The organism is Sulfurimonas limnophila (assembly GCF_059705345.1).
Genome location: NZ_AP046127.1, coordinates 2,123,919 through 2,135,943, shown reverse-complemented (window position 1 = coordinate 2,135,943; position 12,025 = coordinate 2,123,919). Strand labels below are relative to the sequence as shown.

Here is a 12,025-nt window from a genome sequence, read left to right as displayed (position 1 = left end):
ATGAAAAGAAGAAAATTTTTAAGTTTAGGTGCTGTAGCTGCGGCTGCATCTGTTTTACCTGCTAGTTTAAGCGCAACTGATTTTGTGGCAACAGCTCCAAAAGCATGGGAAGCTGCTACAAGTAAAGAAGCTATTGAAGCTATGTTTGGAACATCTGCAACTGTTGAGGGTGATATCGAAATTAAAGCTCCTAAGCTTGCTGAGAACGGTGGTGCTGTGCCAATAGGTATTAAGTCTAAATTAGCGCTTACAACTATCGCTCTTTTCCAAGATGCTAATCCAAGAAGTGCTGTTGTTGTATTTGAATTAGGTGAAGGTGGTGTTGTAGATCTTCAAACTAAAATTAAAATGAGAAAAACTGCTAATGTTACTATAGTTGCTAAAGGCAAAGATGGCAAATTATATTCAGCTGTACAAAAAGTAGAAGTTTCAATCGGTGGTTGTGGAGGTTGATTTAACCCCACAAGCAATACATCTATATAAAAATAAATAAAAAAGGACTATTATGAAAATTAAAGCAAAATTGAAAAAAGACGTTACTGAAGTTAAACTTTTACTTTCTAGCCCAATGGTTGGAAAAGAAGAAGCTGCAGCAAAGAAAATTGCAGTAAGTTATCTTACGCATGTTACTGCTAAAGTAGGTGGAAAAGTTGTATGGGAAGCATCAACAGGTCCATTCTTATCAAAAGATCCATATTTCATGTTTACGTTTACAGGTGCTAAATCTGGAGACGAACTTGTTATCGATACAATTGATGAAAAAGGCGCTACTGAAACTGATAAAGCAGTTATCAAGTAATTCTAAATTTCATTTCTTCCTCTTTTTTTTGAGGAAGAAGATTAAATATAGAAGAATATATCTGGTTTGTAATCTACAAACGAACTATATTCTTCCAAGAATAAACTAAAACAAGGAATTCTTATGCTAAAAAAAATGATAAATCCGTTAATGATGTCAGCAGTTGTTTTAATGCCGTTTATAAGCGCATGTTCTTCAGACACTACAAAATCTGAGAGTAAAACTACTCAGGCTGTAGCTGAGAAAGTAGCACCAGTCGTTGCTGTAAGTGATGAGCATCAGTACAATCTAGTACCTAAGCAAGTAAGTGATAATGTATGGTGTTTCTTTGGAGCACTTGAAATTCCAACAAAAGAAAATGCTGGAAATATGGCTAACACATGTTATATAAAAGCAGATACAAGCTACTTATTATGGGATACTGGACCATCATATATATATGCAAAACAAGCATACGAAGCTATGAGTAAAATTGCTGGAAAACTTCCAGTATCAAAAGTTATCTTAAGTCATGAGCATGATGATCACTGGTTAGGAAACAACTACTACAAAGAAGTTCATGGTGCAGAAATAATAGGGCCTGAAGCTATAAATAAGAACTATAAGGCTGGTGATAAAACTAGAATGTTTATGACTCTGGCAGAAAATGCAATCAGGGGCACTAAAATTATTCCTGTTGATAAGTGGTATGAAGAAAAAGAGCCTATTAAATTTACAGTAGATGGTGTAAATTTTGAGTACGTTTCTGTTGGAAATGGACACTCAGAGGAAGACTATTTCCTTTATATGCCGGATAATAAAGTTATTCTTGCAGGTGACCTTGTTATGAATGGAAGAATTACGTCAAACAGAGATGGTTCAGTTGAGGGCCAACTTGCTGCACTTGAAACAATTAATTCAAAAGAGTGGACTACTTTAGTTCCTGGACATGGATTTATTATAGATAAAACAGCTACTGATGAGTCTGTTCAGTACTTTAGCTTAACAAAAGAGAGAATTGAAGCTGCTATCGAAGATGGTGTTGACAGTACGGAAATAGTTGAGAAAGTGCCTTTAGCAGAGTTTAAAGACAAAGAATTATATGATCTTCTAAATGCAGTAAATGTATCTAGAGCATACCAAGAGTATGATATGGGGCTTAATTAATATTTAATTAGCTCTAGTGATAACTTGCTTTTAAGCAAGTTATCATTCATAACCCCTCGCCTAAAAATATCAATTTTAATTTACCAATTTAAATAGCAGATGTAACACTTGATTTAGCTACTGCTAAGTTGCTTAAGAAAGAACTTCTTTTTCTAGACTATACAATTCATATCTGATATGTTTAAAGTTCTCACTATACTCTTCGCTGTAAAGCTTATATAACTCTTCTAGTACTCTTGCAGACTCTTGAGCTCTTTTAAAGTTGGCAAAAATTATATCATTCAAATTAAATCTGTTCATCTCACTTTTTATTGTCTTACGTAGTACATCATTTACGCTATCACGATACTTTAATAGCTCCAGAGATTCTTTTATAGTTGCAAGATGTCGTAGATTTTTTAGTTTGTGGGAGAGTTCTTTGTTGTTGTTTTTGTATCTCATAATGTCTTCAACAACTCTAATGCCTTCTTTTAGGCGATTTATATTTGCATCAATCACCCGATAAAGCTCGGGCGAGAGTTGGTTAGTCATCGTTTCCAAATATACCAAATAGATGTAAAAGAGAAGTAAATATATTTAAGAAGTCTAAATAAAGAGCAATTGCTCCATCAATTGGAGTTTCGTAAGCACCTTTGATTATATTTTGAGTATCGTATGTTACTAATATACTAAAGAGAATAACAGCAGCTCCAGATATAAGTATAGATATTAATGGGCTTCCCATAAATAAGTTAACTATTGAAAACAGAACTATAACAACAAGAGCAATCATTAATGGCTTGCCATAGCCTGAAAAATCTTTAGTTGTTTTAATAGCATAAAAACTCATTGCACCAAATATAGCAGATGTCATAACAAAAGCATTTCCAACTATTGCACCACCGCCATTCATTCCAAGCGTATGTGAAAGCAGAGGAGATAGCATTAAGCCAGTCATAAAAACAAAGCCAAACATAACCATAAGGTTGATGCCTTGTTTATGTTTTACAAAGTGTAGTCCTATCAAAAGCCCAATTTCTAAAATTAGTAAAGGGAAAAAATTAGCTGCAATAGTTCCAGCCATAGGTACACCAACATAAGCACCAACAGCACCAGCCATCATTGAAGCAGCAAAAAGTTTGTATGTCTCTTTTACAAAAGATACAATCTGTGCGTCGCTCTTAGCATGAGTGCTGAAGCTAGATGCATTCTCTCTTGCGTAGTCACGATTATAAAGTCCCATGTTTATTCCTTATATATATGCAATACAAAATAAATAATATTATTTGTATGTTAGAGAATTCTATATATAAAGAGTTAATAGATAGCAACATAACTTTTTTATATATTTTATTAATGTATAAAACTTAAAATAGTACAAAAAACTAAACATTAGAAAAAAACTTTCTAAATTCATTTCTAAAAGTATTGACAATAAAGATTGTTTTGTCTATAATTCCCATCCACAAACACAGAGACCTAAACTTTAGGTATCTAGGCTTCAAGTAGAGGCTTATAACGGTAGTTTGAGATCATTGAAAACTAAGCAAGTAAATAGACTTTAATAACTAAAACTAGTTATTATTTAAGTCGAGTAAGTTTACTTATAAAAACTAAATAACAACAACCGTCTATTCTATTTATACCCAACTGGGTATCTATAGTAATAGATACTTTACAAAGTCCACATATATTTATATAAGTGGCAACAAAGCCAATGAATTTTAATTCTTGGGCAAAGATTAAACAAACCAATTATGGAGAGTTTGATCCTGGCTCAGAGTGAACGCTGGCGGCGTGCTTAACACATGCAAGTCGAACGGTAACAGGAACTAGCTTGCTAGTTTGCTGACGAGTGGCGCACGGGTGAGTAATATATAGTTAATGTACCCCAAAGACTGGGATAGCCACTGGAAACGGTGATTAATACTAGATACACCTCTTTAACATAAGTTAGAGAGGGAAATGTCTTTTCGCTTTGGGATCAGACTATATCCTATCAGTTAGTTGGTGAGGTAATGGCTCACCAAGGCAATGACGGGTAGCGGGTTTGAGAGGATGATCCGCCACACTGGTACTGAGACACGGACCAGACTCCTACGGGAGGCAGCAGTGAGGAATATTGCACAATGGAGGAAACTCTGATGCAGCAACGCCGCGTGGAGGATGACGCATTTCGGTGTGTAAACTCCTTTTATATGTCAAGAAAATGACGGTAGCATATGAATAAGCACCGGCTAACTCCGTGCCAGCAGCCGCGGTAATACGGAGGGTGCAAGCGTTACTCGGAATCACTGGGCGTAAAGGACGCGTAGGCGGGTTGTCAAGTCAGGTGTGAAATCCTACAGCTTAACTGTAGAACTGCACTTGAAACTGGCAACCTAGAGTATGGGAGGGGGAGATGGAATTAGTGGTGTAGGGGTAAAATCCGTAGATATCACTAGGAATACCTAAAGCGAAGGCGATCTCCTGGAACATTACTGACGCTAAGGCGTGAAAGCGTGGGGAGCAAACAGGATTAGATACCCTGGTAGTCCACGCCCTAAACGATGAACACTAGTCGTCGCCCTGCTTGTCAGGGCGGTGATGCACTTAACAGATTAAGTGTTCCGCCTGGGGAGTACGGTCGCAAGATTAAAACTCAAAGGAATAGACGGGGACCCGCACAAGTGGTGGAGCATGTGGTTTAATTCGAAGATACGCGAAAAACCTTACCTGGCCTTGACATTGATAGAATCCAGCAGAGATGCAGGAGTGCCCTTCGGGGAGCTTGAAAACAGGTGCTGCACGGCTGTCGTCAGCTCGTGTCGTGAGATGTTGGGTTAAGTCCCGCAACGAGCGCAACCCTCGTCCTTAGTTGCCAGCAGGTTAAGCTGGGCACTCTAGGGAGACTGCCTTCGCAAGAAGGAGGAAGGTGAGGACGACGTCAAGTCATCATGGCCCTTACGGCCAGGGCTACACACGTGCTACAATGGGGCGTACAGAGTGTTGCAATACCGCGAGGTGGAGCCAATCACTTAAAGCGTCTCTCAGTTCGGATTGTTCTCTGCAACTCGAGAGCATGAAGCTGGAATCACTAGTAATCGTAGATCAGCATTGCTACGGTGAATACGTTCCCGGGTCTTGTACTCACCGCCCGTCACACCATGGGAGTTGATTTCACCCGAAATTGGGAAGCTAACCTTCGGGGGGCTACCACTTACGGTGGAATTAGCGACTGGGGTGAAGTCGTAACAAGGTAACCGTAGGAGAACCTGCGGTTGGATCACCTCCTTTCTAGAGTAGAGTCAATCATTCATTTGAATTGACATACAAGAAAATCTCACAAGAGAAACAGTTATTTTAGTCTTTTACTTGCTTAGTTTTCAGTGATCATTGTTCATTGATATATAGTTTTGAAAAGATTTTTGTTTTAATTGAGGCAGGTTCTTGAATGAGTGAGGAGCATACTAGAGTATGTGACGAATGAATGAAAGGTTCTAACGAAGAGTAAAATAAAAAGAGTTCAAAAGAAATGGGTCTATAGCTCAGTTGGTTAGAGTGCACCCCTGATAAGGGTGAGGTCAGAGGTTCAAATCCTCTTAGACCCACCATTTTTAAGCGATTTGCGCTTAATTAGCTTGCTTACATACTACAGTATGCTTCGCAATCTAATTAAACACAACTCATCTTAAAAACCCAAAAACTAAATCCAAGTACTCAATAGAGTATTTAGATTTGGTTTTACACCAAAAAGTTCATTAAATTATTATTGTTAAAGTCAACATATAGTTATAAGAAGATAACTAGAGATTAAAAAGAGCAATCTTTACATTTCTGCAATCAATTATAAATATATCAACTAAATAACTACAATTAAACAGGATACTGCCCTACATTAAGTAAGGTAGTGAACGCAAATTAGAAAAAAAGATATTAAGGGCCATAGGTGGATGCCTTGGCTAGTAGAGGCGATGAAAGACGTACTAGGCTGCGATAAGCCTCGGGGAGCTGCCAAGAAGCTTTGATCCGGGGATTTCTGAATGGGGCAACCCAGCATGGTGCGAATCATGTTACCCTACGGGGAGCGAACTCAGGGAAGTGAAACATCTCAGTACCTGAAGGAAAAGAAATCAAACGAGATTCCCATAGTAGCGGCGAGCGAAACGGGATTAGGGCACTTAGTGATAATATATTTGTTAGCCGAACACTTTGGAAAGAGTGAGCATAGAGGGTGATACTCCTGTAGGCGAAAACATTTATATGGTACTAGACTAAGGAACGAGTAGGTCGGGACACGTGTTATCTTGACTGAATATGGGGGGACCACCCTCCAACCCTAAATACTACTACTAGACCGATAGCGAACAAGTACCGTGAGGGAAAGGTGAAAAGAACTGCGGTGAGCAGAGTGAAATAGAACCTGAAACCTATGGCTTACAATCATTCGGAGCACTATTATTTATAAGTGTGACGGACTGCCTTTTGCATAATGAGCCTGCGAGTTGTGGTATCTGGCAAGGTTAAGCGAACGCGAAGCCGTAGCGAAAGCGAGTCTTAATAGGGCGAATTAGTCAGATGCTGCAGACCCGAAACTGAGTGATCTATCCATGAGCAGGTTGAAGCTGGTGTAAGAGCCAGTGGAGGACCGAACCCATTGACGTTGAAAAGTCTCGGGATGACTTGTGGATAGGGGTGAAAGGCCAATCAAACTCAGTGATAGCTGGTTCTCTCCGAAATATATTTAGGTATAGCCTCGAGCAGTAGCATGAAGGGGTAGAGCACTGACAGGGCTAGGGCTGCTTACCGCGGTACCAAACCCTATCAAACTCCGAATACTTCATGTGTAACCTCGGGAGTCAGGCGGTGGGTGATAAAATCCGTCGTCAAGAGGGGAACAACCCAGACTAGCAGCTAAGGTCCCAAAGTCTTGTCTAAGTGGAAAAGGATGTGGAGTTGCTGTGACAACCAGGAGGTTGGCTTAGAAGCAGCCATCTTTTAAAGAAAGCGTAACAGCTCACTGGTCTAGCGATTCTGCGCCGAAAATATAACGGGGCTAAGACAAGCACCGAAGCTCTAGATGTGAATTTATTCACGTGGTAGGAGAGCGTTCCAGTCAGCGTAGAAGCCATACCGGCAAGGAGTGGTGGAGCGGCTGGAAGTGAGCATGCAGGCATGAGTAGCGATAAAAGGGATGAGAATTCCCTTCGCCGTAAACCCAAGGTTTCCTACGCGATGCTCGTCATCGTAGGGTTAGTCGGGACCTAAGTCGAGTCCGAGAGGGGTAGACGATGGCAAATCGGTTAATATTCCGATACCGACTGTTGTTCGCTTGAGTGATGGGGGGACGCATAGAGTTAATTGAGCTCACTGATGGAATAGTGGGTCGAAGGACGTAGGTTGTAAGGTAGGCAAATCCGCCTTACATTAGACCGAGATCTTACAGGCAGAGCAATCTCTTCGGAGAGCGCTTTGAATCAATGATACTGTCGTGCCGAGAAAAGCCTCTAAACGAGAACAACAGTTGCCCGTACCGTAAACCGACACAGGTGGGTGAGATGAGTATTCTAAGGCGCGTGGATGAACCCTGGTTAAGGAACTCTGCAAACTAGCACCGTATCTTCGGTATAAGGTGTGCCCTATTTGTTAATGGACTTGCTCCATAAAGCATTGACGGGTCGCAGCAAAGTGTCCCTCCCGACTGTTTACCAAAAACACAGCACTCTGCTAACTCGTAAGAGGATGTATAGGGTGTGACGCCTGCCCGGTGCTTGAATGTTAAATGGATTTGTTAGCTCTGCGAAGCATTGAAATGAAGCACAAGTAAACGGCGGCCGTAACTATAACGGTCCTAAGGTAGCGAAATTCCTTGTCGGTTAAATACCGACCTGCATGAATGGCGTAACGAGATGGGAGCTGTCTCAACCAGGGATCCAGTGAAATTGTAGTGGAGGTGAAAATTCCTCCTACCCGCGGAAAGACGGAAAGACCCCGTGCACCTTTACTATAGCTTGACATTGCTATTGGGATATTCATGTGCAGGATAGGTGGGAGCCATTGATGATATGACGCTAGTTGTATCGGAGGCATCCTTGAGATACCACCCCTGAATATTCTGATAGCTAACTCCGTACGATTATCTCGTGCGAGGACAATGTCTGGTGGGTAGTTTGACTGGGGCGGTCGCCTCCTAAAAAGTAACGGAGGCTTACAAAGTTCGGCTCAGAGGGGTTGGAAATCCCTCGTAGAGTATAATGGCACAAGCCGGACTGACTGTAAGAGATACAACTCAAACAGAGTCGAAAGACGGTCATAGTGATCCGGTGGTTCTGTGTGGAAGGGCCATCGCTCAAAGGATAAAAGGTACGCCGGGGATAACAGGCTGATCTCCCCCAAGAGCTCACATCGACGGGGAGGTTTGGCACCTCGATGTCGGCTCATCGCATCCTGGGGCTGAAGCAGGTCCCAAGGGTATGGCTGTTCGCCATTTAAAGCGGTACGCGAGCTGGGTTCAGAACGTCGTGAGACAGTTCGGTCCCTATCTTCCGTGGGCGTAGGAACGTTGAGGAGAGCTGACCCTAGTACGAGAGGACCGGGTTGGACATGCCACTGGTGCACCAGTTGTTCTGCCAAGAGCATCGCTGGGTAGCTACGCATGGATGAGATAACCGCTGAAAGCATCTAAGCGGGAAGCCAACTCCAAGATGAACGTTCCCTGAAGTACGCTTGAAGACTACAAGCTTGATAGGCTGGATGTGTACGCAGAGTAATCTGTTTAGCTGACCAGTACTAATAGTACGTTTGTCTTTTTTTAAAGTTCTTTAAATAGAACACAATTCGTTCACTACCTTACTTAGTGTATAGGTACCTGATGTAGTTATTTAGTAATTAATGTTGACTTTAACAATGAAAATCTCACTCTAATCTTTACAGATTATATATGAGGACATACTTAAGCCAGGTTTACTTGGCGTGAGCTTAACGCTGAGTTAAACATAGCGTTAGCGTAAGTAAAGGAATTACTTCCTTTGCTGTGTTTTTATATATGGTCTGTCTAGGTGGCTATAGAGAGAGGGAAACGCCTGGTCCCATTCCGAACCCAGAAGCTAAGCCTCTCATCGCTGATAATACTGATCCTTGCAGGATTGGAAACGTAGGTCGCTGCCTAGTTGATCATTTCTAACTTCAACTTCTTAATTTCAATCTTTTTATTAATTAACTTCAATTTCTAACTTTACGCTAACTTTGACAACAAATGTAATTTCTACCTGAGCTTACTTACTTATTTTTAACTTATAATATAAAAATCCTATATTTAACATATAAAGATATAATCCTCTATCTTAAATATAGGGTTTTTTATGAAATATACCTTTCTTGCGTTAATTGCGCTTCTTTTCTTTAGTGGGTGCAGTACTACTACATATACAAAAAACATATCAAATGGTGTTGTTGAAGATAGCGCTACTGTTATAAGTGCTGATGATGGAAGCTTTAAGCTTCAAGGTGAGTTTAAAGCTCCATTTAATAGTAGCGCACATTATCACTCTTTAAATATAGGTGGTGAAAAGCTTATAAAGGGGCATCATCGCGCTCTTGGGTTTGGAGCAAGACATGTGCGTATAAAAGTACCATCTAGCGATAAAGAGCTTTATGGAGTACTCGCACTTGATGATATTGATGAGCGAGGCTATGGACCAGGAGTGACATCATATAAGATAATTATCCCAGAGCCATATATAAAAGCAGCAACTGGAGGAAAAATATCAGTTCTTTATGAGTACTACAATATCAAAGATGATGCTCTTTTTGACAATAGCAACATAAAAAAATACTCATGGATACTATGGTTAAGTGATGAGGATATTTTTAAGTGAAGATATTATTTAGCATAGCAACTGTTGTAGGATATTTAGGAGCCGCAGAGCTTATACATGTATCTAATAGTGTAGATAGTAAAAGCTTAGATACCTTGTATGGAAAATATAAAAAAGAGATAGTGATTAGTGATAGTCGTGCTTATATAGTTCCTAGCGAGTGTTTGCGAGTTCGACATTTTGGCGGTGTAAGTCAAAATAGTATAGAAATTGTAGGTAAAGAGCTGCAAAATGGATACCTTAGCATGACACAAGAGCTCTTTGAAGCAAAAGATGTAAGTGTGGTAAAGCTAGAGATAGAAAAACAGAAGATAAGTGATGCTATTGAAGCAAAAGAGGCAAAGGCATTTTTGCAAGAGAGCGATGGACATCTTTATGGTGGCATAAGTCAAGGCACAGTTGATTTACAAGAGCAAAAAATTGTTGTGAGCAAGGTAGAACAAAAGAGCAAATCGCAGAACATAGAGGCAGGACATCCAACATGCAAGCTTATAGATGATGGCTCTGGATATACAATCTTTGATGCAGGCAGTACAAAGATCTATAATGGCAACGCAATTATAGATATTAATGAGAGAGTTTTATTTAGATAGTTTTAGTTTATGGGTGCAGAAAATAGTAAAAATTGTTACTTAATTACACATTATGATAATTTTATCACTTTATTTGACAAAGGTCATAAAAATAGAGTTTATTAGATTATATACATCTAAATATAGAAAAAAGTTATATAAAGAGCTAAATATAGCTTTTTTATAGAAGATATTGATTAGATTCATATATAAAACTTATAATATCTATATTTCTAGCTATATATTTAAGTTTTATGCCTTATTGTTTACTTTTCATTTAAGATTCGGTTAAAAATTACTCGCCTATAATGCTTGTATTCTAAAAAATACTCGTAGGAGAGAAAATGAAAAGAACAATTAAACTTGCAGTAGTAGCTGCATTAGCTTTAGGTGCAACTTCTGCATTCGCAACAAACGGTTCAGTGATGATAGGACTTGGAGCTAAGGCTCGTGGTATGGGCGGCGTTGGTGTAGGTGTAGGTCATGGTGCAGAATCTGCTCTGGCAAACCCTGCGTTGATTACTACTATAAAAAGCAATAATGAAGTATCATTTGGCGGAACTGTTTTTATGCCTACTATTGAAACAGATGCTCTTAGTGGCGGAACAGTAGAGAGCGAAAGTGATTCAGACTTTTTCGTAATCCCTTCGGTCTCTTTGGCGAGTAAAGTAAATGATAACTTCTACTGGGGTATCGGTATGTGGGGTACTGGTGGACTAGGTGTTGATTATAGAAATGACCCAACCGCAATGAACATGGTTACAGCATTACAACTTATGCAGTTTGGTGTTCCTTTGGCATACACAAGCAATGGCTTTAGCGTTGGTGTGACACCAATCGTTCAGTACAGTTCTTTAGATATTAATTATAATAATGGTGTTTCGGATGTAGGCGCTGGTGTATCTCAAGATATCGCAATTGGCTATAACTTAGGTCTCTCTTACACAACAGAAGGTATTACTCTTGGTGCTGTTTATAAGTCAGAGATTGAATTTGACATCGATAATGTGTTGACTAGCGCTTTAGATGGCATGGGACCTGCTGTTCCAGGAAATGCTGGTTTGACTAAGATGGAGACTCCTTCAGAGTATGGTCTTGGAGCAAGTTATAAAATGGCTGAGCATACTATCGCTTTTGATTGGAGACATATCAACTGGGAAGATGCTAAAGTTTATAGTGATTTTGGTTGGGAAGATCAAGATGTATTTGCTGTTGGTTACGAGTACGCAACTGATGGATGGGCTCTAAGAGCTGGTTATCAGTATGCAGAATCTGCAGTACAAGATAATGCAGGAAAAGGGTTGTATTTAGATCAAAATATGGCTCTTGGTGGTTTACCTGGCACAGTTACAAACACATTTAACCAAATAGGTTTCCCTGGTACCCAAGAGTCTCACATAACTATCGGTGGAACTTATGCATTTAATGAGACATTGTCATTAGACTTAGCGGCTGTTTATGGACTAGAAAACAAAGAGACATTCGCAAACTTTAATGGTGGAACAACTGAGTCTAAACACTCTGAAACAAGCTACAGCGTTCAACTTAACTACGCGTTCTAAAAACTACTCTCTACTTTTAAAAGTGCCTACCACTTCGGTGGCACTTTACTTTTAAACAAAAATCAAAACTCACTTTCAGATAAATTACAGATTTGTATGATATAATAATTA

The 12,025-nt window shown here is 39.8% G+C and carries 8 protein-coding genes, 1 tRNA gene and 3 rRNA genes; 10 read left to right on the top strand and 2 right to left on the bottom strand.

What is annotated here, in order from left to right:
• The 3 genes from soxY to AC6H33_RS10870 all read left to right on the top strand — a co-directional run bounded on the left by soxY (position 1) and on the right by AC6H33_RS10870 (position 1,945).
• Entirely contained in the window at positions 1–453 is a 453-nt protein-coding gene (soxY, locus tag AC6H33_RS10880; protein ID WP_497604911.1) for a thiosulfate oxidation carrier protein SoxY, read from the top strand.
• Positions 454–505: 52 nt separating this feature from the next.
• Entirely contained in the window at positions 506–799 is a 294-nt protein-coding gene (gene soxZ, locus AC6H33_RS10875) for a thiosulfate oxidation carrier complex protein SoxZ (RefSeq protein ID WP_497604910.1), read from the top strand.
• 123 nt (positions 800–922) lie between these two features.
• Positions 923–1,945, top strand: coding sequence for an MBL fold metallo-hydrolase (locus tag AC6H33_RS10870; protein ID WP_497604909.1), 1,023 nt, complete (start codon positions 923–925; stop codon positions 1,943–1,945).
• Between the two features lie 132 nt (positions 1,946–2,077).
• Here AC6H33_RS10870 and AC6H33_RS10865 read toward each other — a convergent pair whose 3' ends face one another.
• On the bottom strand, positions 2,078–2,476 hold the full coding sequence (locus tag AC6H33_RS10865) for a thiamine-phosphate pyrophosphorylase (protein WP_497604908.1): 399 nt from the start codon (positions 2,474–2,476) through the stop codon (positions 2,078–2,080).
• Positions 2,469–3,167, bottom strand: coding sequence for a Bax inhibitor-1/YccA family protein (locus AC6H33_RS10860; RefSeq protein WP_497604907.1), 699 nt, complete (start codon positions 3,165–3,167; stop codon positions 2,469–2,471). Before AC6H33_RS10860 ends, AC6H33_RS10865 begins: the two co-directional genes overlap by 8 nt.
• A gap of 511 nt (positions 3,168–3,678) precedes the next feature.
• Here AC6H33_RS10860 and AC6H33_RS10855 point away from each other — a divergent pair.
• The 7 genes from AC6H33_RS10855 (at position 3,679) to AC6H33_RS10825 (ending at position 11,914) form a co-directional block, all read left to right on the top strand.
• Positions 3,679–5,200, top strand: a 16S ribosomal RNA gene (locus AC6H33_RS10855).
• 240 nt (positions 5,201–5,440) lie between these two features.
• A tRNA-Ile gene (locus AC6H33_RS10850) sits at positions 5,441–5,517 on the top strand.
• 312 nt (positions 5,518–5,829) lie between these two features.
• Positions 5,830–8,717 (top strand): 23S ribosomal RNA (locus tag AC6H33_RS10845).
• A 240-nt stretch (positions 8,718–8,957) separates the two neighbouring features.
• A 5S ribosomal RNA gene (gene rrf, locus AC6H33_RS10840) occupies positions 8,958–9,073 on the top strand.
• Together the 16S, 23S and 5S rRNA genes with 1 tRNA gene alongside form the textbook arrangement of a ribosomal RNA operon.
• 191 nt (positions 9,074–9,264) lie before the next feature.
• Positions 9,265–9,780, top strand: a complete 516-nt coding sequence (locus AC6H33_RS10835; protein ID WP_497604906.1) for a hypothetical protein — start codon at positions 9,265–9,267, stop codon at positions 9,778–9,780.
• The gene (locus AC6H33_RS10830; RefSeq protein ID WP_497604905.1) at positions 9,777–10,373 is read left to right on the top strand and encodes a hypothetical protein; all 597 of its coding nucleotides are present in this window, start codon (positions 9,777–9,779) and stop codon (positions 10,371–10,373) included. The genes AC6H33_RS10835 and AC6H33_RS10830 overlap by 4 nt, the downstream gene beginning before the upstream one ends.
• A gap of 323 nt (positions 10,374–10,696) precedes the next feature.
• Complete coding sequence (locus AC6H33_RS10825) at positions 10,697–11,914, top strand: OmpP1/FadL family transporter (protein WP_497604904.1); 1,218 nt, start codon at positions 10,697–10,699, stop codon at positions 11,912–11,914.
• The last annotated feature ends 111 nt before the right edge of the window (positions 11,915–12,025 follow it).